This is a genomic window from Methylobacterium longum (assembly GCF_022179385.1).
Lineage (GTDB): Bacteria > Pseudomonadota > Alphaproteobacteria > Rhizobiales > Beijerinckiaceae > Methylobacterium > Methylobacterium longum.
The window spans coordinates 72671-95988 of record NZ_BPQS01000004.1; the positions used below are offsets into that span (position 1 = coordinate 72671).

Below are 23318 nucleotides of genomic sequence, written 5' to 3' on the forward strand. Positions count from 1 at the left end.
GGGCGCGGCGATGAGCGGATACGATCTCGACGCGGGCGATGCCCCGCCGGTGCCGCTGCCGGAGGCGAAGCCCTCGCGGCTCGCGCGCTGGCGGGATTCCGACCTGCTGGCGAACTTTTTGCGCTCGAAAACCGCTGTGGCGGCGCTGATCGCCACGGTCCTGATGGTCGCACTCGCCTTCGCGGCCCCCCTGGTCGCCCCCCAGAACCCCTACGACCCGGCCCAGCTCGACCTGATCAACTCCAACCTGCCGCCGATCTGGCAGGCCGACGGGCAAGCGCCCTACTATCTCGGCACCGACGACCAGGGCCGGGACGTGCTCTCGGCGGTGCTGTACGGCCTGCGCCTGTCGCTGATCGTCGGCGGGCTCGGAGTGCTGACCTCCGGGATCCTCGGCATCGCGCTCGGCCTGATCGCCGGCTACGCGGGCGGGTTCCTCGACACGCTGATCATGCGGGTCGCCGACGTGCAGCTCACCTTCCCGGCGATCCTGATCGCCCTGGTGGTGGACGGCGTCGCCAAGGCGAGTTTCGGCAGCGCCCTCGACGTCGGGCCGCTGATCGGGCTGATCGTGGTGTCGATCGGCCTGTCCTTCTGGGTGCAGTACGCCCGGACCGTGCGCTCCTCCGTGATGGTCGAGAAGGGCAAGGACTACGTCCAGGCGGCGCGGCTGATCGGCCTGTCACCGCCGGTGATCATGGTGCGCCACGTGCTGCCGAACGTCACCGGCCCGGTCTTCGTGATCGCGACGATCAACCTGGCGCTCGCCATCATCACCGAGGCGACGCTGTCGTTCCTCGGCACCGGACTGCCCGAGACCATGCCGTCGCTGGGCACGCTGATCCGCACCGGCAACCGCTTCCTGTTCTCCGGCGAGTGGTGGATCGTCGCCTTCCCGGGCCTGGCGCTCGCCGGGCTCGTCATCGCCATCAACCTCCTGGGGGATTGGCTGCGCGACGCGCTCAATCCGAAGCTGCAATGAGCGAGACCATCCTCTCCGTGCGCGACCTCACGGTCGCCTTCGACACCCGCCGCGGACCGCTCACCGCCATCGACCGCGTCTCCTTCGACATCGGCCGCGGCGAGATCCTGGGGGTCGTCGGCGAGTCCGGGGCCGGCAAGTCGGTGACCGGGTCGGCGGTGATCGGCCTGATCGACCGGCCCGGCCGGATCGCCGGCGGCGAGATCCGCCTGCGGGGCGAGCGCATCGACAACCTCTCCCCCGAGGCCATGCGGCGGGTGCGGGGCAAGCGCATCGGCATGATCTTCCAGGATCCGCTGACCTCCCTCGACCCGCTGTTCCGGGTGGGCGACCAGATCGTCGAGACCCTGCGCACCCACACCGACCTGTCGGGCCGGGCCGCCCGCACCCGCGCCATCGACCTGCTCGCCGAGGTCGGAATCCCGGCGCCCGGGCGGCGCATCGACGGCTACCCGCACGAATTCTCCGGCGGCATGCGCCAGCGGGTGGTGATCGCCCTCGCCCTCGCCGCCGAGCCGGAGCTGATCATCGCCGACGAGCCGACCACGGCGCTCGACGTCTCGGTCCAGGCCCAGATCATCACGCTGCTGAAGCGCCTGTGTCGCGAGCACGGCACCGCGGTGATGCTGGTGACCCACGACATGGGCGTGATCGCCGAGGCCGCCGACCGGGTGGCGGTGATGTATGCCGGCCGCGTGGCGGAGATCGGCCCGGTCGCCTCGGTGATCGCCAAGCCCCACCACCCCTACGCGGTCGGCCTGATGGGGGCGATCCCGACCCTGTCGCAGGAGGCCGACCGGCTGAGCCAGATCCCCGGATCGATGCCGCGGCTCACCGCCATCCCGAAGGGCTGCGCCTTCAACCCGCGCTGCCCGAAGGTCTTCGCCCGGTGCCGCGTCGAGCGGCCCGAGCCGATCCCGGTCGATGCGAGCCGGGTCGCCTGCCACCTGTACGATGCAGCGGAGCGCGCGGCGTGAGCGCCTACGTCGAAGTCACCGATCTGCGCCGCCAGTTCGACGTCTCGAAGCCCTGGCTCAACCGGGTGATCGAGCGCGAGCCGCGGAAGTTCCTCACGGCGGTCGACCGGGTCGGGTTCGCGATCGAGAAGGGCGAGACCTTCGCGATCGTGGGTGAATCCGGCTCCGGCAAGTCGACGGTGGCCCGGATGGTGGTCGGCCTGCTGCCGCCGACCGCCGGCGAGGTGCGCATCACCGGCGTGTCGATGACCGATCCGCGCCAGGCCGCCGCCCGGCAGCGCCTGCGCGCCCGCATCCAGATGATCTTCCAGGACCCCTACGCATCCATGAACCCGCGCTGGCGGGTGGGGAAGATCATCGCGGAGCCGATCCGGGCCTTCAACCTGATCCGCGGCGAGGCCGCGATCCGCGCCCGGGTCGCCGAGTTGCTCGGCCTCGTCGGGCTCCACGCGGACGACGCCAAAAAATATCCGCACGAATTCTCCGGCGGCCAGCGCCAGCGGGTGGCGATCGCCCGGGCGCTCGCGAGCCAGGCCGAGTTCCTGGTAGGGGACGAGCCGACCTCGGCGCTGGACGTCTCGGTGCAGGCGCAGATCCTCAACCTGATGCGCGACCTGCAGGACCGCCTTGGGCTGACCTACCTGTTCATCTCCCACAACCTCGCCGTGGTCCGCCACATGGCGACCCGGGTGGGGGTGATGTATCTCGGCCGCCTCGTGGAGGTGGCCTCCGCCAAGGATCTGTTCGCCGCGCCCCGCCATCCCTACACGCGGATGCTCCTCGACGCGGTGCCCGACCTCGCCCATGTCGGCCGCGCCCGGGTGCCGGTCTCGGGCGAGATCCCGAATCCCATCGACCCACCGCCCGGCTGCACCTTCAACCCGCGCTGTCCGCTGGCGAACGACCGCTGCCGGGCCGAGGTGCCGCTGCTCCTCGAGGGCGTGGCCTGCCATGCTGTGCAGGAGGGGCGGGCCTGACCGAGGGGGCGAGGGACGCCGCCTCTTCCTGCCCGCGGCGGACCTGGCGGATGCGGCGGGCCGCACACCGCCGGTCGAACGATTACGCCGAGGGGGGCGCGGGTCCGCCGGCCTCGCGTCCGGGCCGTCAGCGCCCAGAGGCCGATCGAGGTCGCCGTGCGCGCCGTCTCTAGCGCGCGCCGACCTGCCGGATGAAGACATCGCCGCGGCGATCGGGGAAACGCCCCGTCCTCGCCGCCTCGAAGCCGGAAACCTGCTCGATGTGTACGCGGTGGCGATCCGACGTGGCAGATGAGGTCAAGTAAGGCTGCTGCGGGATCGTCGCGCTTTCAGCAAAGCCGAGGCGAACCCTCACCTTAGGTCTTGCGCGCGGGGCGGCGTCGGACGGACTGGTCAGATGATAGCCTCCGCGCCTGTAATAAGCGCCCATTGATGACGGATCTTCGCCGTTCGCCAAGATGGTTAACGGGAATGCCGGCCTGCCACCTTGCTCGATGAAGAGGCAGTACCGCAGATCGGTCGGATCCGTCAGGAACGTACAATCGTTGATCTTCGAAGGTGACGCCTGGGCCCAGCCATAGGTCGGAACACTCCATACGAGTGCCGCGAGAATTATTCGTCCTAAAGTCATCGGCCAGACCAGATGTTAGCCAAGAGATTCAGCTTGTGCCTTGCAAGTGTCGTGCGCGATCGGGAAAAACAAGCGGCCGCCGCCGGCGGCGTTCGACTTTAGACGGCGCGCTGCACGGCGCGGCGGCCGCGCCGTGTGCTCTCGCACCTCCGCCGGAAACCGCGGCGGTGGGTCTGCGCGGGTGGGCCTCCGCGGGCGCCGCAGCCCGCCCGCGCGGCGGGTCGGGCTCACCGGCGGTTCTCGATCACCCTGTCGACGTCCGCGCGGGCCGGCCCGTTCTCCTTCCGCCGCATCGCCGTGGCGTGCTCGGTGGCCTTCAGGGACATCCGGTCGCGCTGGCCCTGCGGCATTCCCCCCCGGCGCCGCCAGGACCGGTGTGACCGCCCACAGACTGGCGAGGCACCGTGCGGCGGCCGTCGTCTTCCTGAGCATGACGTGCCCTCCATCCCGCGACGGGGCAGGGTGCCTGCGGGAGGCCGGATGCTCCGCGCCGGACGACCCGGGTGACGTCCCTCTCCGGATCCGGATGTGCCGAGCGCGGATGTCGGCCAGCGCGCCGTTCGGGGCGCTGGCGGCCTGCAGAGGGTCCTTCGCGGCTGCGGCCCGGCACCTCACGATCCGAGGGAATGCGGGATCACCAGGGTCCGGGACGCCGCCGTGTCCCGTGACGCGACGCGATCGGGAGCCCCTCCAGGCCGCTTCCCGGGCGCGACGGCCCCGCGGGCCGCCTCGATGGAAGGCTCCGGCGGGAGGCCGGATCGCGCGATCGGGCCATGCGCGCCGGGCGCCGGTGACGGGTGGCCGACCCGCGACTGGAGGTCCGGTCGCTCACGCGTCGCGCCATTCCGCGAAGGTCGCCGCCTGACCGATCGTCACGCCGTCGCGGTCGAGCTGCCAGACCACCGCGCGCTCGATCCAGAAGCGCCGGCCGCCCTTGGCGATGCGCAGGCCGCAGTAGCCGCCGGTGAAGCCGTCGCGGGCGACCGCGTCGAGGAGGCGCTGGCGCTCGGCGCGCTCGGGCGCTTCCGCCGAAAGGCGCGACGGCAGCCCGATCAGCTCCGCCCAGGTGTAGCCGAAGCAGGCCTGCGCGGTCCGGTTGGCGTAGGTGAAGCGCGGGTCCGCACCGCCGTCGTGGGCGAGGACCGCGAAGGGGGCTTGCCGGTAGAGCCAGCCGGCATCCGCACCCTCCGGCACCAGCGGCGCGCCGAGCCGCCGCGCGTAGCTGCCGGTGAGCACGGCGAAGAAGTCCGGATCCTGAGACAGATCGGCCATGGCCGGCTGCAGCCCCTGTCGTGTCGCGCGCCCCCGCGCCGAGCCGGCATCCGCCCCGGTGGAGAGCGCTCTAGATGACGGGATTGGCGTCGATTCGCATCCGCAGGATCGCGTAGGGCGGTCGCTGCAGGTCCTCGCCGCGGTTGAATTCCGGCCGCCGGTTGACCTGCGCGGCGGAGATGTAGAGCCATCGGTCGGGGGTGATCCAGAATGTGTCGGCCCAGATCAGCCTGTCGTCGGCGGCGAGCACTTCGACGGTGCCGTCCGGCAGGCGGCGGCCGACCGCGTTGTGCTCCTGCAGACTGAGATAGACCCGGTCTTTGGCGTCGGTGGTCAGGCCGCCGGTCATGCCCTTCTCGCCCAGATCCCGGACCGCGGCCGCCACCGTCGCCTCGGGGATGTCCGGGTCGCGCAGGGCGGCGGTATCGACCGCGTAGAGGCGCCGGCTCATGAGCGGCGCGTAGTACAGGCGCGTTCCGTCGGGGCTGAGCGCGATGCCGTTGGCGCCGCCCTTCGGGCTCTTCGGCCGCGCGTCCCCCTTGCGCTCCATCACCGGCCGGCGCTCCACGAACTTGACGAGGCCGTCCTCCGACCGGGTGCTCGGGTGGCCGTCGAGCCGCCGCACCACGCGGCCGCTGTCGAGGTCGACCGCCAGGATCGCACCCGCGCCGGCCTGGCCCTGATCAGTGACGTAGGCCAGCGACCGCCCGTCGCGCCGGTCGACCCGCAGGTCGTTCAGGGAGGATTGCGCCACCACGCCCGCCTCCAGGGGAATCGACCGAAGGATCCGGTTCTGCGCGATGTCGATCGCCACGATCTTGGCGCCGCCCGGCACCGGCGTGCCCTTGCCCTCGGGCAGGCCGGCATCCAGCACCCAGAGGGTGTCGTCGCGGTCGAAGACGCCGTTGGGGACGTGGAACAGCGTGGCGTGCGGCGCCTTCGGATCCGGCCGGTTGGCGGCGGCATCCGGGTAGGGCTTCACCGAGCCGTCCGGCAGGACCTCACCGAGCGTGACCGGCTCGGCCCCGGTGAAGCGCGGCATCATCACGAACATGCGCCCGCCCCGGGCGATCGCCAGACCGGTGGGGGTGGAGGAGGCATCGGCGGCGATGGCCAGTTCCAGCGATCCGGCGGGACGGCTCGTCGGCGGCTCGCGGCCCGGCGGGGTTCCGGCCCGGGCCGGTCCCGCCGCCAGGGCGACGAGGCTGGAACCGATCAGGCGGCGGCGATCGAGGGGCATGCGCGTCCTGTCGCAAGGTGGCTGAACCGACGTTTCGCGGACCGCGGATCCGATCGGCCCGCGTCCGGACGGTGCCGCCCCAACGCGCGGAGGGCGCAGGTGATCCCATCCGGCCGCCGAAGCCGCCGCGGCTCAACTCCTGCCAGTCCGATGGGGGCGCGCCGAAGCTGTTCCGGATCCCGGGCCGGAATCGGCCATGACGGACCGAGTTCCGATATTGCTTCGCAGATATATCGATAATTATAATACTAAGCGTAAATCATCACGAAGCATGGGGCCATGGATGCAGTCATCGTCAGAGTATCTTGACGATACTGGCCGCGACTTGACCTGGCTGTGGGCTGCGCGTTAAAGCGCGAGCAGTATAAGTCAATGCATGTCGCGGCGGCGGTGGTTCTCGGGCCCTGGCGGCGCTGATGAGAGAGGCGTCGACGTCCGGTTGCGGACGGTGCGTCCGCGAATCTGCTCCCGGAAAGGCCCCGTCGATACCTGAGCGGCCGTGTGCGGCCGTCCGATGTGCCTGATCTCATCGTCATGATGCCCGGCCTACGATCGCCGCCGCTGGATCGCGCCACGCGCGAGTCGGCGGTGGCCCGGCCTGGAATTCGGAGGGGTTGGACGCGCATGGATCCCGAAGGATCCGGAAGGTCGCCGGACACCGCGCCGCGGCACGCCGCCGGGCCGCTGCGGGTGGTGGCGGTGGCGGTGCAGAAGGGCGGCACGGGCAAGACCACCTTGGCGGCCTCCCTGGCCATCGCCGCCGCGGAGGCGGGCGAGCACGTGACGGCCCTCGACCTCGATCCGCAGGGATCGCTCGCGGGCTGGGGGGCCTTGCGGAAGGAAGGGTCGGTCGCGGTCGACCGGGTGCGACCCTGGGAGATGGGTCAACTCGCCGAGATCCTCGGCCTCCTCGCGGAGCAGGGCACGACCCTTGCCATCCTCGACACCGCCGGCAGTTCGGCCGGGCTCGCGGCCGCCCTGAGGGATGTCGACTTCGTGCTGATGCCGGTCCGGCCGTCCCGGCTCGACATCGTGGCCGCCCGCCCGACGCTTCAGGCGCTGGTCGGCCTCGGGCTGCGGGATCGGCTGGCCCTGGTGCTGAACCAGTGTCCGCCGCCGCCCTCGCCGCGCACCAGCGCCTACGCGGCGCAGCTGCGGGCGCTGGGGGTGCTGGCCGAGCCCGGCATCATCCACCGCGTCGACCACCAGGATGCCCTGGCGACCGGCCTCGGCGTCACCGAATACGCCCCCGGCAGCCCGGCTGCCGGGGAGATCCGCGCCCTCTGGACCTGGATCGACGCCAAGATGCGGGCCGCCCCCGCCCGCTGAGATCAGCCCTGGCCGAGGGCGGCGAGGATGCGCGCCCAGGAGCGCGTGCCCTTGTGGAAGCTCGTCAGGTCGTACTTCTCGTTCGGTGAGTGGATGCGGTCGTCGTCGAGCCCGAAGCCGATCAGCAGGGTGTCGCGCCCGAGGATCCGCTTGAAGTCGCCGACGATCGGGATCGAGCCGCCGGCGCCGACGGTCACCGCCGGCACGCCCCACTCGTCCTGCAGCGCCGCCTTGGCGGCCCCGAGCTGCGGCATGTCGAAGGGCAGGCTGATCGCCCGCGAGCCCTTGTAGGTGATGACCTCGACCGTGCAGTCCGCCGGTACGCGCGCCCGCACGAAGGCCTCGAACGCCTCGGCCAGCCGCTTCGGATCCTGGTCGTCCACGAGGCGGAACGAGACCTTGGCCGAGGCCGTGGACGCGATCACCGTCTTGGTGCCCTCGCCGGTATAGCCGCCGATGATGCCGTTGGCGTCGCAGGACGGGCGCGACTGCACCAGCTCGATCGGCATCCGGCCGCGCTCGCCCGCGGGCTCCTTGAGGCCGATCGGCCCCAGCAGCGTCTCGGGCGTCAGGCCGAGGTCGCGCCACTGCTCCAGAACCTCCGGCGGGCGCTCGTGCACGCCCTCGTAGAAGCCGGGGATCGTCACCCGCCCGTCGGCATCGTGCAGGTCGGCGATGATCTTCGCCAGAACGTGGATTGGGTTGCGGGCGGCGCCGCCGAAGAAGCCCGAATGCAGGTCGCGGTCGGCGCAGGTGACCTTCACCTCGAAATAGGCGAGGCCGCGCAGCGACGAGGTGATGGCCGGGGTCTGCCGGTCCCACATGCCGGTGTCGCAGACCAGCACCACGTCGCAGCCGAGCCGGTCGCGGTTGGCCGCGACCCATTCGGGCAGGCCCTGCGAGCCGCTCTCCTCGGCACCCTCGATCAGAATCGTGACGCCGCAGGGCAACGCGCCGTGCATGGTGATATAGGCCCGGCAGGCCTCCACGAAGGTCATCACCTGACCCTTGTCGTCGGAGGCGCCGCGCCCGACGATCGTCTTGCCGCCCCTTCCGTCCTCGGCGATGTGCGGCTCGAAGGGCGGCGTCGTCCAGAGATCGAGCGGGTCGACCGGCTGCACGTCGTAATGGCCGTAGAACAGGACGTGGGGCGCCCCGGGCTTCGGCCTGTGGGCCAGCACGACCGGATGGAGCGAGGTCTCCTCGACGGAGGTCGCGAAGCCGAGCGCGGTCAGGTCCTGGGCGAGCCAGGCGGCGGCCGCGCGGCACTGGCCGGCATAGGCGGGATCGGTGGAGATCGACGGGATCCGCAGGAAGGCGAACAGCCGCTCCAGGGCGTTCTCCAGGTCCGTGTCGATGTCGTTGAGGATCGCGTCGAGCGCGGCCATCGGGGGCTCCGGGGTGCGGCGTGGACTCTGCGGGAACTGTGCGGGAACGAGGGTTAGCCGAGGCGGGGCAGGGGCGGCAACGTCGGAGGCCGGGTTGACTGGATCCCGAACCGCCTCGCGGTGGCGCCGGCGATCGGCTCTCGAGGCAGCGCGCCCCGGAACAGGCGCAGATTGGAATGGTTATTGACCGAAGCCTCAGGCCGGCGCCCGCACGTCCCTCCCGGTTGCCGCCCCGGACCGATCCGTTCCCGCCCGGCCCCGGCCGGCCCAGACTCTGGACGACATCATGCGCCTCGAGAACCAGCCGCCGGTGTCGGCGGATACGCCGATCGGCATCACGCTGACGATCAACGGGCAGCGGCGCGAGCTGCAGGTCACCCCCTGGACCACGCTCCTCGACCTGCTGCGCGAGCGCCTCGACCTCACCGGCACCAAGAAGGGCTGCGACCACGGCCAGTGCGGCGCCTGCACCGTGCTGGTGAACGGCACCCGGGTGAATTCCTGCCTGACGCTCGCGGTGATGAAGGACGGCGCCGAGATTACCACGGTCGAGGGGCTCGCCGCCCTCGGCGACCGGGCGGGCAGCAACGCCCTCCACCCGATCCAGGAGGCGTTCATCGAGCACGACGCCTTCCAGTGCGGCTACTGCACCCCGGGCCAGCTCTGCTCGTCGGTCGGCCTGATGAACGAGGGCCACGCCCACACCCGGGACGAGATCCGCGAGGCGATGAGCGGCAACATCTGCCGCTGCGGCGCCTACACCAACATCGTCGACGCCATCGAGGACGTCATGCAGGGAGGCGCCCGATGAACCGCTTCGATTACGTCCGCGCCGGCACGGTGGCGGAGGCCGTGCAGGCCTTCGGCGCCGGGGCCCGCTTCATCGCGGGCGGCACCAACCTCATCGACCTGATGAAGTACGAGGTCGAGAAGCCGGGACGGCTGATCGACATCACCCGCCTGCCCCTCGACCGGATCGAGGATCAGGGGAACGGCCTGCGGATCGGGGCACTCGCCACCAACGCCAAGGTGGCGTACGACGACCGCGTCGCGGAGCGCTACCCGCTGCTGCGCAACGCCATCCTGGCCGGTGCCTCGGCGCAGCTGCGCAACGCCGCCTCCACGGGCGGCAACCTGCTCCAGCGGACCCGCTGCTACTACTTCTACGACGTGGCGACGCCCTGCAACAAGCGCGAGCCCGGCTCCGGCTGCACGGCGATCGGCGGGATGAACCGCATCCACGCGATCTTCGGCACCAGCGAGCACTGCATCGCCACCCACCCGTCCGACATGTGCATCGCCCTGGCCGCCCTGGAGGCCACCGTGCAGGTGAGCGGGCCGCAGGGCGACCGGTCGATCCCGTTCTCCGAGTTCCACCGCCTGCCGGGCGACGCGCCGGAGCAGGACACCAACCTCGCCCCCGGCGAGATCATCGTGGCGGTGGACCTGCCGGAGAGCCGCTTCCCGCAGCACTACACCTACCTGAAGCTCCGCGACCGCCTGTCCTACGCCTTCGCGCTGGTCTCGGTGGCGGCGGCCCTGGAGTTCGACGGCGACCGGGTGAAGACGGCCCGGCTGGCTCTGGGCGGCGTCGCCCACAAGCCCTGGCGCAACCGCGAGGCCGAGGCCCTGCTCGAAGGCAAGCCCGCCACCCGGCAGAGCTTCCAGGCCGCCGCAGATCTCATCGTCGCCGAGGCCAAGCCGCAATCGGAGAACGGCTTCAAGATCGATCTCGCCCGGCGCGCCATCGTGCGCGGCCTCGAACAGGCCGCAGCCGGCACGCCCCAGTCGCTCAGCGACAAGCGCATCCAGTAGGCCCCCCATGACGCAGACCTTCAGCTCCACCGGCCGCGACACCTTCGTCGGCACTCCGCGCAGCCGCATCGACGGCCCCGCCAAGGTCACGGGCCTCGCCAAGTACGCGGGCGAGTTCGCCGCGCCCGGTCTCGCCTACGGCACGGTCGTGTCGAGTTCGATCGCCAAAGGGCGGATCGCGGCGATCGATTCCAGTGCCGCCGAAGCGGTACCGGGCGTCCTCAAGGTGATCACCCACGAGAACCGGCCGCGCACCGCGTGGCGGGACAAGAACTTCCAGGACGCGGTGGCGCCCCCCGGCTCGCCGTTCCGCGCCCTCTACGACGACCTGATCGTGTACAGCGGCCAGCCGGTGGCGCTGGTGGTGGCCGAGGATTTCGAGACGGCGCGCTACGCGGCCTCGCTCGTCCGCATCAGCTACGAGCGGCAGGAGCCCGTCACCGACCTGAAGGCGGTGCGCGGCGACGCCTACGATCCGCCCATGAAGCGCGAGGGCATCAAGCCGCCGCCGGCTCCGTGGGGCGACGCCGACCAGGCGTTCGGCAGCGCGCCGATCCGCGTGCAGGGCGGCTACAGCATGGCCAACGAGCACCACAACCCGATGGAGCCGCACGCCACCACGGTGGTGGTGGAGGAGGACGGGACCTACACGGTCTACGACAAGATCCAGGGCGTCTCGAACAGCCACCAATACCTGGTCAACGTGTTCGGCCTGAAGCCCGATCAGGTCCGGGTGCTCAATCCCTATCTCGGCGGCGGCTTCGGTTCCGGCCTGCGCCCGCAGTACCAAGCGTTCCTAGCAATGCTCGCCGCCCAGGAGCTGAAGCGCTCGGTTCGGGTCACCCTGACCCGCGACCAGATGTGGTCCTTCACCTACCGGGGCGAGGCGCTACAGACCATCGCCCTCGGCGCCGGGCCGGACGGCAGGCTGGCGGCCCTGCGGCACGACGCCGTCCAAGGCACCTCGACCTTCGAGGATTACCAAGAGGTGATCGTCAACTGGTCGGGGGTGCTCTACCGCTGCGACAACGTCGCCCTGACCTACCGGGTCGCCAAGCTCGACACCGCCACCCCCGGCGACATGCGCGCCCCCGGCGCGGTCACGGGCGTCTTCGCCATCGAGACCGCCATGGACGAGCTCGCCTACGCGACCGGGCTCGATCCCATCGAACTCCGGCTCCGGAACTACGCCGAGTCCGACGCCACCGCTCAGGGCAAGCCCTTCGGCTCCAAGGAGCTGAAGAGCTGCTTCACGCAGGGCGCGGAACGCTTCGGCTGGGCCAAGCGCGATCCCGAGCCGCGCTCCATGCGCGACGGGCGGGAGCTGGTCGGCTGGGGCGTGGCCACCGGCATCTGGGAATCGATGATGATGCAGTCGAGCGCCATCGCGACCCTGACGCCCGACGGCCGCCTCACCGTCGGCAACTCCACCGGCGACATCGGCACCGGCACCTACACGATCCTCACGCAGATCGCCGCCGACACCCTCGGCCTGCCGATGGATGCGGTGACCACCAAGCTCGGCGACACCCGCCTGCCCGAGGCGCCGGTCGCCGGCGGGTCGTGGACGGCGGCCTCCTCCGGCACCGCCGTGATGAAGGCCTGCCGCAACGTCGGCGAACAGGTGTTCAAGCTGGCCCGCGCGATGGAGAACTCGCCGCTGGCCAATGTCGACGTCGACCGCGCCGTGTTCGCGGACGGCCGCATCTCGGTCGCGGGCGATCCGGGCCGCAGCGTTTCTCTGGTGGAGGTGCTGCAGGCGGCCCGAATCGACAAGGTCGAGGCGGTCGAACAGGCCGGGCCCGACAAGGACTTCAACCAGAAATACGAGGCCTACACCCACTCGGCGATATTCGCCGAGGTGAAGGTCGACGAGGAACTGGGGCAGGTCAGGGTCACCCGGGTCGTCTCGGCCATCGCGGCCGGCAAGGTGCTGAACCCGAAGACCGCGCGCAGCCAGATCCTCGGCGGCGTGGTGATGGGGATCGGCTCGGCGCTCGAAGAGGAATCGATGCTCGACCACCGCATCGGCCGGTTCATGAACCACAATCTCGGCGAGTACCACGTGCCGGTGAACGCCGACATCTACGACATCGACGTGATCTTCGTGGACGAGGAGGACAAGGCGAACCCGCTGGGCGTGAAGGGGCTGGGCGAGATCGGGATCGTCGGCGCGGCGGCGGCGATCACCAATGCCGTCTTCCACGCCACCGGAAAGCGGGTGCGCGACCTGCCGATCACTATCGACAAGTTGCTGTGAGGCACGCGTGTTTCACGGGAAACATTGACGATCTGGCAAGGATTCGATCGAAGGCCAGCCGCCGTGCCCGGAGCGCGGCGGCGCCCCTGCATCGTGGACCCGCGCGGATCGCCCGATCGATCCGGACGCCGTCGCACGCGGCGACGCGGTCCCGGACAGCGTGACAGCGGGGACGGGGCGCTGCCGCGTTGCTTCGCTCCGCGCGCCTAGGACGATGACGCTTCCGAGCGCCGCACACCGGAACGGCAACCGATCCCCGTGACCGACCTGCTGCAATCCTGGCGCTTCTGGGCGCTCGCCGCCGCGGTGTTCGCGGCGCTCACCGCGATCCTCGCCAAGGTCGGTGTCTCCGGTGTCCCGTCGGATGTCGCGACTGTCGTGCGCACCGCGGTCGTCCTCGTCTTCGCGGGGGCCGTCGTCGTCGCCTCGGGTCAAGCCGGCGGGGTGGCACAGATCTCCGGCCGCAGCCTTGTGTTCCTGATCCTGTCGGGATTCGCCACCGGGGCGTCGTGGCTCTGCTATTTCCGGGCGCTGTCGCTGGGGGACGCCGCCCGGGTCGCGCCCCTCGACAAGTTCAGCGTCGTCTTGGTGGCGCTCCTCGGCGCCGGCCTGCTGGGCGAGACCCTGAGCTTGGCAGCCTGGGCCGGCGTTGCGCTGATCGCCGCCGGGGCCGCCCTGGTCGCTTCCGGCTTGTGACGAATGAATGGGGGCGCACCGTTCCGTTAACCGGTTCGGCGCATCCTGGCGGTTCCTCGCGAAAGGGGACCGCCATGGATTGGGTATACCGCGGCTTCGAGACCTCCCTGCTCGGTCTCGCCCTGTGTCTCGGCCTCGCCGCCTGCCTGACGTTCGGCACCGCGCGGTTGTCGGGCGACACGCTCTCCATCACCCTGCCGATGCTCACGGTGACCGCCCCCGCACACTGAGGGGGCGGCCGACGGTCCCGTCAGGCGGCGCCCCGCGCGGCGCGGAACATGAAGCCCCGGGCTTCCACGTCCATCTCGGCCTTGAAGGCGTGGCGGCCCTTCAGCGCCTCGGCGGCCTGCGCGGCCGGCCGGGCGTTGATCGTGTCGAGGAGCCGCTTGACGTTGGGCAAACCCGCGAAGGCGTCCTCGCCCAGCACGAACGGCACCATCCGGGCCCAGCCCCACACCGCCATGTCGACGATCGTGTAGGTCTCGCCCAACACGTAGGCGCGGCCGGCGAGCCGCTCGTCGAGGATGCCCCAGTGGCGACGCGCCTCGAAGGTGTAGCGCTCCGTGGCGTAGGCGCCGCCGTCCTGCGCGAAGTGGCGGAAATGCACGCACTGACCGGAGAACGGCCCGATGCCGGTGGCCACGAACATCAGCCAGGACAGCATCTCGCCCCGGACCGGCTCGCCCTCGGGCAGGAACTGGCCGGTCTTGCCGGCGAGGTAGAGCAGGATGGCGTTCGAATCGAACACCGTCACGTCCCCGTCGATGATCGCCGGCACCTTCCCGTTCGGGTTGACCGCCCCGTAGGCGGGCTCGAACTGCTCGCCCTTGCGGGTGTCGACCGGCACCGGCTCGTAGGGCAGCCCCATCTCCTCCAGGCAGAGGGCGACCTTCATGGGGTTGGGGCTGAGATTGTAGAAGAATCGAATCACGGCGTTCTCCCTGAACGATTCCGGAAGGATCCCCGGGGCCGCGCTCGGCACAAGCCGCAGATGCGCAGGGCGGCTATTCCGCAACGATCTTGTAGCTGCGGTCCGGGACCAGCTGGGCCCCCCGCTCCAAACCGTTGAGGACGAGGAACCGGTCGAGGGCGCGATCCGGCACCGCCATGCGGCGGGCGAGATCCTCGGCGCCTGGCGACGTCGCTTGGACCACCTGCAGCCGCAGGGGGCGCAGCACCACCGCGTCAGGGGAGACCGGCGCGAGCGTCGCGGTCCAGTGGCGGAAGGCGGCGTCGGGATCGGCCGCCCCCTTGCCCGCCATGATCATCCGATAGGTCGAATCGCCGATCCGGATCGCCGCGAGGCGGAAGGTCCAGTCCTTGCCGCGGGAGAGCGCGAAGGCCGCCGGGTGGCCGGCGACCTCCCGGGACTCGAAACCGGCGGGGTCGAACGCATCGTTCCAGCTCGCCTTCAGCACCGCGTCGAGGGTCTGGCCCTCCTTTGCGTCGATCTGGTCGAACAGGAGGCGCCGGCTGCCATCCTGCGTCGTGCCGAGCACGGCCGAGCGGGTGTTTTCCAGGGCGAAGCCCTCCGGTACCTCGAAGGCGATGCCGAGACCCGGATGGATGAAGCGGTGACCCCGCACCGCGCCGTCGCGCGGGTTGTCGCCGTACGCGAGCCCGTCCACCGCTGCGAGGTAGGAGGCGCGGTCGTCGGTCCCGATGCCGGGGGCGCCGATGCGGCGGGCCGCCCGCGTGACCAGGGTGATCCGCTCGGCCGTGCCCGGATGGGTCGCCAGCATGTCGGGCGCGGCAGCGCTGCCGCCCTTCAGCCCCGTCGATCGGTTGAGTGCGGCCAGGAAGCGGCCGGCGGCGAACGGGTCGAATCCCGCCTTGGCGAGGGTGCGCACGCCGGTGGCGTCCGCCTCCAGCTCCTGTTCGCGGGAGAAGCGGGCCAGCGCGAAGCGCGACTGGCTCTGGAGCTGCGCCCCGGTATCCGGGTCGTTCAGCACGTCCGCCACGACGCGGCTGACGAGGGCCGACCGCAGTTCCAGCTCGCTCCGGGCCGTGGCGTGGTTGAGGGTGACGTGGGCCATCTCGTGCGCCAGCACCGCGGCCACCTCCGAGGTGTCGCTCGCCAGCGCCACCAGCCCGCGGGTGACGTAGAGCCGTCCGTTCGGCAGCGCGAAGGCGTTGACCACGGGGGAATCGAGGAGCGTCACCGCGTAGGCTTGGTCCGGCCGGTCGCTGGCCTTGACGAGGCGGTCGGTCACCTCCGTGAGCATCCGCGTCACGCCGGGCGCCCGCGCCTCGCCCCCGAAGGAGGCGACGAGCTTCAGGTGATCGGAATCCGCGGCCCGCTCGCGCCCGGTGGTGCGCGGTGCCTCCGCGGGTACCCGAACCACCGCCGGCTGCACGGTCGCGCCGGTCTGGTCCGCCACGCAGGCGCCGAGGAGGCCGGCGAGGGCACAGAGTGCCGCCACGCCGCCCAGGCGTCGCCCGGTCGATCGAAATTGCCCCGTGATCCCGCCCATCGCGATCAGCGCCGCAGCCCCTGTTCCCCCTCCGGTTCGGCCTCCGGCCGCTCCGGCTCGCTCAGGACCTCGATACCATCGGCGGCGATCTCCAGGGTCGGGCCGCGCCAGACCTCCAGGATACCGCGCACGCGCACGCGCCGGCCTTCGAGCGAGGTTGCACTCAAACCACGCGCGCGCACCATTCGCCAAGTGCGTTTCGATACGGTGACCGTGAGCGCGTCGGTGCCGCGGGGCCCGAAATCCAGATAGGTGCGGGCGCTGCGCTCGCCCACACGGCGCACGCGGCCCTCGACGATCGCGAAGCGGCCCGTGCGGTCCCGAAGCCCCGGGCCGTCGATGGCGGCGAGGACGGGCTCCCGCCACAGGCCGAGCCGACGCGCCCGCGCGGCGGATTCGACGAGGCGCAACGCGGGGCGGCAGAGCGCATCGGCCTCGCCGGCATCCGCGACGGCGAGGCCCGCCCCGATGAGGCCGCCGGCGAGATCCGCGGCGCCGTCCTCGGATTCGATATCCGCCCGCACCCGGTCCCAGCGGTCGGGCTGCCAGCGGGGCACCAGGGTGACCGGGGCGCCCCGCCATCCCTCCAGCCAAGCCCGCGCCGCCGCGGCGGCCTCCGGCGCGTCGGGCCAGCGCAGGGAGTCGAGGACCGCGCGGGTGCCCGACGCCAGGCGGATCTCGCCGCGCGGCCCGACATCCTCCAGCACGTCGCGGTGGGTCGATCCGGCCAGGCATTCCGACGCGCCGGACCGCGGCGCTCCCCGGCACGGCGCCGGCATCGCCTGCTCCGGGCGCATCATGCGCGGGACGCCCGCATCGTCCAGCCGGCCTTCGACCAGGACGTACCCGGGCGCGGTTGGCCTGCGGCGGGGAGGGTGCTATGCAGCGGACGGTCGTCTCCGTAGCTCAGCTGGACAGAGCACAGGTTTCCTAAACAGGTTCAATTGGGCGCCGCGCTGGGAAACCGCGCGGCGGATCCGCTCAAAGTCGGGGAAAGCTCCAGGCACCGGTGCTGTGACGCCCGGGACCCTGCCGATCCCGAGCCAAGCCCGCCCTCCGCGGGAAGGTGTAGAGACTAGACGGGCGGCACCTACCGGCCGGGCGCGAGCCCCGCCCACGGTGAAGGGATAGTCCAGACCACGAACGCGTCCCGCTCGGGCGCGGCGGCGAAAGCCGAAGTGGTATGAAACCTGGGGTCGCAGGTTCGAGCCCTGCCGGGGACACCACACCTCCTTCTTGTGATTGCCCCCGCCCCGGCGGCGCGGGAAATCGTTCACCGTGCCGCGCCCGCGCCGGTGACAAGGCCCCTGTGCGGCGCTAAGCTTTGCCAGAGGGAATCACTGCACGGGGGTGGACGAGCTCTTCATGGCGGGTCAGAAAACCGATCAGCGCGACGTCTATGTCGGGCAGCGCATCGCCGAGCAGCGACGCAAGGCGTCCCTCACGCAACGCCGCGTCGCGCAGAGCTTCGGTATGTCTGCGGCTCAGCTACAGAAATATGAGAAGGGCACGAACCGGATCAGTGCCGTCCACCTCGACATCTTCTCCCGGATGACCGGCGTGCCGATGGATTATTTCTTCAAGGGCATGCCGCGCAGCGACGACTTCGTCGCGCCGGGCTTCAGCGAGCCGGATCAGCCCACCCTCGGCGAGGGGAGCCTGAAGGGTTTGGCCGAGATCGTCGGGCGGCACATCATGGAGAACTTCTCCGAGGAGGCCCGCCGGGATGTGGCGGCCGCGATCCGCGCGCTGGAGAGCAAGCTCAGCGGCTGACGGTCCGCGCCCCTCCCGGGTGAGCCGGGCGATTTCCCAACCGGTTTGTTCGTTTTAACGGAATCGTCCGGTGCTCCGCCTTGACCCTGGTGGGGCTGGGTGCGAGAACCCCGACCCCATGAAGGGTCAAACGCCGTGATCACACCGGCGTGCCTGTGAAGCCGGGGCCGTCCGTCCGATGCCGCGTTCCAATTACCTCTTCACCAGCGAATCCGTGTCCGAGGGGCATCCCGACAAGGTCTGCGACCGGATTTCCGACACGGTGGTCGACGCGTATCTGTCGGCGATGCCCGAGGCGCGCCTCGGCGTCGAGACGCTCGCTACCACCAATCGGATCGTCATCGCCGGCGAGGTGCGCGGCCCTGATTCGGTGACCTTCAAGGACCTCGAGGCCCTAACGCGCGAGGCCGTGAGGGACATCGGCTACGAGCAGTCGGGCTTCCACTGGAAGAACAACGACGTCGCCATCCACCTGCACGCCCAGTCGGCCGATATCGCCCAGGGCGTCGACGCCGCCGGCAACAAGGACGAAGGCGCGGGCGATCAGGGCATCATGTTCGGCTACGCGGCCGACGAGACCCCCGAGCTGATGCCGGCGCCGATCTTCTACGCTCACAAGATCCTCAAGGACCTCGCCGACGCCCGCAAGGCGAAGCAGGGCGAGGCCGCCAAGCTTGGCCCCGACGCCAAGAGCCAGGTCACGGTCCGCTACGAGAACGGCCGCCCGGTCGAGGTCACCCAGATCGTGCTCTCGACCCAGCACCTCGACGAGTCCCTCGACTCGGCCGACGTGCGCGCCATCGTCGAGCCCTATATCCGCAAGGCCCTGCCGGAGGGCTGGGTGAACGAGGGCACCGCTTGGCACGTCAACCCGACCGGCAAGTTCGTGATCGGCGGCCCGGACGGCGATGCCGGCCTCACCGGCCGCAAGATCATCGTGGACACCTACGGCGGCGCGGCGCCCCACGGCGGCGGCGCCTTCTCGGGCAAGGATCCGACGAAGGTCGACCGCTCGGCAGCCTATGCGGCGCGTTACCTCGCCAAGAACGTCGTGGCCGCCGGCCTCGCCCGCCGCGCCACGATCCAGCTCGCCTACGCGATCGGCGTCTCGAAGCCGCTCTCGATCTACGTGGACCTGCACGGCACCGGGAACGTGGACGAGGCCCGGCTCGAGGCTGTTCTGATGGACGCCCTGGACCTCTCGCCCCGCGGCATCCGCACGGCGCTGAGCCTCAACAAGCCGATCTACGCGCGGACCTCGGCCTACGGCCATTTCGGCCGCGCGCCGGAGGCCGATGGCGGCTTCTCCTGGGAGCGTACCGACCTCGCCGACAAGCTGAAGTCGGCGCTGGCCTGAGGGCAGTGGTCGCGTCGGGCCGTCCCGGACCCGCCTGACGGGTTTGAGGATGGCGGGACGCGCAGGCGTCCACCCGTCCTCGGCTCGGTCCCGGGGCCGGGGCAGCCGCGGCGCGGCCTCCTCGGCTGACGGACATGCCATCCGAGAGGGGCCGGACTGCGGCTCCGGTTCGGAGGCGGGATCGAGCTGAGGGATGCCCTCTTCTTACGGGCCTGCGCAGCCGCGTCCCGACACGGGCGCGCCCGCACTCCGTGTTCGAACAGCGATCTCCGTTTCCGGGCCGGCCATCGGTGCCCCGGAATGACGGCGCGAGACACCGGCACGGGACGCAGGTCCCCCGCCGCGGAGCAACCCCGCTTGAGATGCGCAAGCCCTTCGACGGCGCCCCGTGACCATGTCTGACCTTTCTGGACCCGCCGCACCGACGGCCGAGGAGCCGGAGCGCGCCTTCTTCGGGCGGCGCAAGGGCAAGCGCCTGCGCGGCCAGCAGGAGCGGCGGCTCGCCGACCTGCTGCCGGCCCTGCGGGTCGACCTGCCGCCGGACGACCGGCCCCTCGACCCGCGCACGCTCTTCCCGGACCTGACGGCCGCGCCCGAGGCGATCTGGCTGGAGATCGGCTTCGGCGGCGGCGAGCATCTCGCGGCCCAGGCGGAGGCTCATCCCGGGATCGGCTTCATCGGGGCCGAGCCGTTCGTCAACGGCGTGGTCAAGCTGCTGGCCGCGATCGAGGAGCGGGGCCTGCGCAACATCCGCATTCGCGACGAGGACGTCACCGCCCTGCTGGCGCGGCTGCCGGATGCCAGCCTGGAGCGGATCTACCTGCTCTACCCCGACCCCTGGCCCAAGCGGCGCCAGCGCAAGCGCCGCTTCGTCTCGGAGGGCACGCTGGCCGAGTTCGGCCGGGTCTTGAAGGATGGCGGCCTGTTCCGCTTCGCCAGCGACATCGACGACTATGCCGGCTGGACGCTGGCACGGGCGGCGCGCTGCCCGACCTTGCGATGGACCGCGCGGAGCGTCCGGGATTGGACGCAGCCATTCCCGGGCTGGCCCGGCACGCGCTACGAGGCCAAGGCGCTGGAGGCGGGACGGCGTCCGACCTACCTGGACTTCGTCCGGCTGCCGCGGTGAGCGCGGGCGGGCCGGGCGCCGCAACCCGGCGGAACGCCTTGCAACAGTCACGCTCGAAGGCCATCCTGATACGCCGTCGCGGTCCCGGATCGCGCCGGGGGAGAGGGCTCACTCCTGCGGGGGCGCGCCGTGGCGCGTTCGAGGGTTCTTCCGAGTGAATGAGCGGGTGGGTCAGGATCCGGCGGCGCACGATCCGTATCGCACCGGCTTCGACGATGCCGCGATCGGCCTCGTCGTGCTGTCGGCCGACGAGACCGTCATCGTCGCCGCGAACCGGTCCCTCCATGATCTGGTCGGCTGGGCGCCGGGAACGCTGGCCGGGCGTCCGACCGCCGAACTCCTCAACGAGGGTCCCGAGGGCCTCCGCGACGGCCTCCAGTTCTGGCGCCGGGCCGACGGTAGTCCCCTCGACGTGCGGGTGCGCCGCTCCGGTACGACCCTCGTGGTCGAATCCGTCGACGTGGATGCGGCGGCCCATTCCGAGGCGAACCGGGAGGCGCTCGCGACCGCCGGGCTCGGGGAGTGGCGCTGGGACCGGGCGACGGGCCTGCTCACCCTGTCGCGGCGCGCGGCCCGCATCCTGGGCCGGCCGCCGGGCCGCTCCGTGTCGTGGGACGAGCTGAAGACCGGACTGTCGGACCCGGAGCTCGCCCGCCTGAGAGCGGTCATCGCCGAGGCCGCCGCCGGCCGCGAGCCCTACGGGTTCGACACGCCCACGACGGTGGCCGGGCGCACGGTGATCCTGCGGGTGCGCGGGCAGGCTGTGCCGGGTCCGGACGGCGCGCCCGCCAGCATGGTCGGCGTCGTTCAGGACATCACGACCCGGGTCGAGGCCCGGGACGAGATCCTGTCCCGCGATCAGCGCCTGCGGGTCGCCACCACGATCGCCAAGCTTGGCATCTTCGAATGGCACATGCTCGAGGATCAGGCGATCTGGGAGAACGAGCACATGTACGAGATCTTCGGGCATGCGCCCGAGGACGGCACGATCGGCAAGACCGAGTTCCTCAACGACATCCTCCACCCGGACGACCGTGCCGCGGTCCGCCGGGCGATCTCCACGGCGCTGCGGGAGGACGGGATCCTGTACATCGGCGGCCGCGTCCGGCGCAAGTCGGACGGGGCGTGGCGGACGATCGACATGGCAGGCCGGTTCGAGCGCGACGCCCCCGGGCGGCTGCCGCGCCGCCTGATCGGCGTGGTGGCGGACGTGACCGACCGGCGCCGCGCGGAGGAGCGCCAGAGCCTGCTGATCCGCGAACTGCACCACCGGGTGAAGAACACCCTCGCCACCGTCCAGGCGATCGTGGGTTCCACGGCGCGCACGGCGTCCAGCATCGAGAGCTTCTACGAGGCCTTCGTCGGCCGGATCAAATCGCTCGCCCACACCCACTCGGTCCTGACCGAGGATACGTGGCAGACGGCCTCGCTGGCCAACCTCCTGCTCAACGAGCTGAAGCCCTACGCGGAGGTGGCGCCGGACGGCGCCGCCGAGGGCCGCATCAGCCTCGACGGGCCGGCGATCGACCTGCCTTCCGAGGTCGCGGTGCCGATCGGGATGGCGATTCACGAACTCACCACCAACGCCGCCAAGTACGGGGCGCTGTCGAACCGCACCGGGCGCGTCGCGGTGGAATGGTCCCTGGAACCGGGCGGGCCGGCCGGGATCCTGCGCTTCTCCTGGCGCGAGACCGGCGGTCCCCCGGTGGAGCCGCCGAGCCGCCAGGGCTTCGGCTCGCGCCTGCTGCAGCGGGTTCTGATCACGCAGGTCCAGGCCGAGGTGACGACCGATTACGCCCCCGGCGGCTTCGCCCTGACCATGCGGGCGCCGATCCCTCCGCGCAACGACAGCCTCAACCCGCTGGTGTGAGCCGGGTTCGCGAGCGCGGGCTTCGGTTCGGCCGCCGTCCCTGCCAACGCTGATTTCGAGGTGCCGCGGCAGCGGGCCTCGAAGGAGGGCGCGGCCGGCCGCGCGATCCCCGGCGGGTTCCGTCGAGGCCTGCGCGGCGGCACCTCGGGGTGAGGGCGGGGGCTGGAGGGCCGCCCGCCCGAGACGTCGGTGTCGTCAGGCGGCGCCGCGGGTCCCGGCTTCGCCGCCGCCGTCCACGAACGCCTTGAGTTCGTCGAGCGACGCGAAGGTGAAGCGGCCCTGCGGCGTCTCGGCCTCGATCGAGCCGTCCTCGAACATCACGTAGGTGTTGCCGCCCGAGGCGTAGCGCCCGACCACGGTGCGCGTCACCGGTTTCGGGGTCGGATCGGGCACCGGGTCGAGGCTCGAACGCAGTGGCGGGGCCTTCGATCCCGGCTGACCTTCGGGCGCGGCGAACAGATCGTCGTCCGACGCGATGGCGCTCGGGGGCATCGACGCCTCAGGCCGGGCCTCGCCGACCGGGTCACGCGCGACGGGCGCCGGGACCGGCAATTCCGGCTCCGTCCGAAGGGGCTTGGTCAAGACCGGCATGGATGAAGTCGACGGGGATGAGGCCGGTTGGGGAGACGCCGACGGGGATGACGGGGAGCGCGCGGGGGCCGAAACGGGTTCGCGCGGACCGTCCACCCGCGGCTCCAGGCTCGGATCGAGCCGCGACCGATCGGGATCGAAGGGCGGCTCCACCACCGGCGGGACGAGGAAGGCGGGGGCAGCGGGCAGAACCGGCGGCAACCGGGTCCGGCCCTCGTGGGCGGATCCCGCGTCGGCCTCCGGTGCGCGCACCGCGGGATTCCGCCCGATCGCCCGCTCGACCTTGCGGAAAGCGAGGGTGAGCACGCCGAGCCCGAACAGCACCGCGCCGGACGAGGCCGCCACGGAGCCGGCGATCACCATCGCCAATCCGCTCTCCAGGCGTACATACGGGAAGCCCTGGATCACGGCGGCGCAGCCCCCGATGACCATGGCGGCGGCGAGCGCGAACAGCGCAGCGATCATGATACTCTCTAGCACGGGCCGGCTAACCGCCGGCGCTCAAGGCGGGGCGCACAGTAAGGCCTAGCCGCCATATTGCAAAACAGCGTCGTGAT

At 71.3% G+C, this 23318-nt stretch carries 22 protein-coding genes; 13 read left to right on the forward strand and 9 right to left on the reverse strand.

Annotated features, from left to right (window positions below; all coding sequences use genetic code 11):
• The first annotated feature begins 10 nt into the window (after positions 1-10).
• Genes MFF58_RS05125 through MFF58_RS05135 form a run of 3 tightly spaced genes read left to right on the forward strand, consistent with a single transcriptional unit; the run spans position 11 to position 2936 of the window.
• Positions 11-982: an ABC transporter permease gene (locus MFF58_RS05125; protein ID WP_238285780.1), complete on the forward strand. Its 972-nt coding sequence runs from the start codon at positions 11-13 to the stop codon at positions 980-982.
• Positions 979-1959, forward strand: a complete 981-nt coding sequence (locus tag MFF58_RS05130; RefSeq protein ID WP_238285781.1) for an ABC transporter ATP-binding protein — start codon at positions 979-981, stop codon at positions 1957-1959. The genes MFF58_RS05125 and MFF58_RS05130 overlap by 4 nt, the downstream gene beginning before the upstream one ends.
• Positions 1956-2936, forward strand: a complete 981-nt coding sequence (locus MFF58_RS05135; RefSeq protein ID WP_238285782.1) for an ABC transporter ATP-binding protein — start codon at positions 1956-1958, stop codon at positions 2934-2936. The genes MFF58_RS05130 and MFF58_RS05135 overlap by 4 nt, the downstream gene beginning before the upstream one ends.
• A gap of 169 nt (positions 2937-3105) precedes the next feature.
• Here MFF58_RS05135 and MFF58_RS05140 read toward each other — a convergent pair whose 3' ends face one another.
• From MFF58_RS05140 to MFF58_RS05150, 4 genes are all read right to left on the reverse strand, one after another.
• A complete protein-coding gene (locus tag MFF58_RS05140) occupies positions 3106-3567 on the reverse strand; it encodes a hypothetical protein (protein WP_238285784.1) in 462 nt (153 codons plus the stop codon).
• 227 nt (positions 3568-3794) lie between these two features.
• Positions 3795-3917 (reverse strand): hypothetical protein, encoded by a 123-nt coding sequence (locus MFF58_RS32210; RefSeq protein ID WP_283206425.1) that lies wholly within the window; start codon positions 3915-3917, stop codon positions 3795-3797.
• 478 nt (positions 3918-4395) lie between these two features.
• Entirely contained in the window at positions 4396-4839 is a 444-nt protein-coding gene (locus MFF58_RS05145; protein ID WP_238285786.1) for an MEKHLA domain-containing protein, read from the reverse strand.
• Between the two features lie 70 nt (positions 4840-4909).
• Positions 4910-6079 (reverse strand): SMP-30/gluconolactonase/LRE family protein, encoded by a 1170-nt coding sequence (locus tag MFF58_RS05150; protein ID WP_238285788.1) that lies wholly within the window; start codon positions 6077-6079, stop codon positions 4910-4912.
• Between the two features lie 624 nt (positions 6080-6703).
• Between MFF58_RS05150 and MFF58_RS05155 the strand changes: the two genes are divergently transcribed.
• Positions 6704-7408: a nucleotide-binding protein gene (locus MFF58_RS05155; RefSeq protein ID WP_238285790.1), complete on the forward strand. Its 705-nt coding sequence runs from the start codon at positions 6704-6706 to the stop codon at positions 7406-7408.
• A 2-nt stretch (positions 7409-7410) separates the two neighbouring features.
• On the opposite strand, the gene MFF58_RS05160 is transcribed toward MFF58_RS05155, so the two are convergent.
• The gene (locus tag MFF58_RS05160; protein ID WP_238285791.1) at positions 7411-8796 is read right to left on the reverse strand and encodes a M20/M25/M40 family metallo-hydrolase; all 1386 of its coding nucleotides are present in this window, start codon (positions 8794-8796) and stop codon (positions 7411-7413) included.
• A gap of 286 nt (positions 8797-9082) precedes the next feature.
• On the opposite strand from MFF58_RS05160, the gene MFF58_RS05165 reads away from it, so the two are divergent.
• From MFF58_RS05165 to MFF58_RS05185, 5 genes are all read left to right on the forward strand, one after another.
• Entirely contained in the window at positions 9083-9607 is a 525-nt protein-coding gene (locus tag MFF58_RS05165) for a (2Fe-2S)-binding protein (RefSeq protein WP_238285793.1), read from the forward strand.
• Positions 9604-10611 (forward strand): FAD binding domain-containing protein, encoded by a 1008-nt coding sequence (locus tag MFF58_RS05170; protein WP_238285794.1) that lies wholly within the window; start codon positions 9604-9606, stop codon positions 10609-10611. The genes MFF58_RS05165 and MFF58_RS05170 overlap by 4 nt, the downstream gene beginning before the upstream one ends.
• Positions 10612-10618: 7 nt before the next feature.
• Positions 10619-12871, forward strand: a complete 2253-nt coding sequence (locus MFF58_RS05175) for a xanthine dehydrogenase family protein molybdopterin-binding subunit (protein WP_238285795.1) — start codon at positions 10619-10621, stop codon at positions 12869-12871.
• A gap of 258 nt (positions 12872-13129) precedes the next feature.
• Positions 13130-13567, forward strand: coding sequence for an EamA family transporter (locus MFF58_RS05180; RefSeq protein WP_238285796.1), 438 nt, complete (start codon positions 13130-13132; stop codon positions 13565-13567).
• Positions 13568-13641: 74 nt separating this feature from the next.
• Entirely contained in the window at positions 13642-13797 is a 156-nt protein-coding gene (locus MFF58_RS05185) for a hypothetical protein (RefSeq protein ID WP_238285797.1), read from the forward strand.
• Positions 13798-13817: 20 nt separating this feature from the next.
• Here MFF58_RS05185 and MFF58_RS05190 read toward each other — a convergent pair whose 3' ends face one another.
• The 3 genes from MFF58_RS05190 to MFF58_RS05200 all read right to left on the reverse strand — a co-directional run bounded on the left by MFF58_RS05190 (position 13818) and on the right by MFF58_RS05200 (position 16820).
• On the reverse strand, positions 13818-14498 hold the full coding sequence (locus MFF58_RS05190; RefSeq protein WP_238285798.1) for a glutathione S-transferase family protein: 681 nt from the start codon (positions 14496-14498) through the stop codon (positions 13818-13820).
• A gap of 73 nt (positions 14499-14571) precedes the next feature.
• A complete protein-coding gene (locus tag MFF58_RS05195) occupies positions 14572-16041 on the reverse strand; it encodes a M48 family metalloprotease (RefSeq protein ID WP_238285799.1) in 1470 nt (489 codons plus the stop codon).
• Positions 16042-16046: 5 nt separating this feature from the next.
• On the reverse strand, positions 16047-16820 hold the full coding sequence (locus tag MFF58_RS05200) for an OB-fold nucleic acid binding domain-containing protein (RefSeq protein WP_308445415.1): 774 nt from the start codon (positions 16818-16820) through the stop codon (positions 16047-16049).
• 586 nt (positions 16821-17406) lie between these two features.
• Here MFF58_RS05200 and MFF58_RS05205 point away from each other — a divergent pair.
• The 4 genes from MFF58_RS05205 to MFF58_RS05220 all read left to right on the forward strand — a co-directional run bounded on the left by MFF58_RS05205 (position 17407) and on the right by MFF58_RS05220 (position 22170).
• Positions 17407-17814 carry a helix-turn-helix domain-containing protein gene (locus MFF58_RS05205; protein ID WP_238285800.1) on the forward strand — a complete coding sequence of 136 codons (408 nt, stop codon included), beginning with the start codon at positions 17407-17409 and terminating at the stop codon, positions 17812-17814.
• Between the two features lie 178 nt (positions 17815-17992).
• Positions 17993-19171, forward strand: a complete 1179-nt coding sequence (gene metK / locus MFF58_RS05210) for a methionine adenosyltransferase (protein WP_238285801.1) — start codon at positions 17993-17995, stop codon at positions 19169-19171.
• 394 nt (positions 19172-19565) lie between these two features.
• Positions 19566-20300: a tRNA (guanosine(46)-N7)-methyltransferase TrmB gene (gene trmB / locus MFF58_RS05215; protein WP_238285803.1), complete on the forward strand. Its 735-nt coding sequence runs from the start codon at positions 19566-19568 to the stop codon at positions 20298-20300.
• 154 nt (positions 20301-20454) lie between these two features.
• The gene (locus MFF58_RS05220; protein WP_238285804.1) at positions 20455-22170 is read left to right on the forward strand and encodes a sensor histidine kinase; all 1716 of its coding nucleotides are present in this window, start codon (positions 20455-20457) and stop codon (positions 22168-22170) included.
• 195 nt (positions 22171-22365) lie between these two features.
• On the opposite strand, the gene MFF58_RS05225 is transcribed toward MFF58_RS05220, so the two are convergent.
• Positions 22366-23226 carry a hypothetical protein gene (locus MFF58_RS05225; protein WP_238285805.1) on the reverse strand — a complete coding sequence of 287 codons (861 nt, stop codon included), beginning with the start codon at positions 23224-23226 and terminating at the stop codon, positions 22366-22368.
• Positions 23227-23318: the final 92 nt, after the last annotated feature.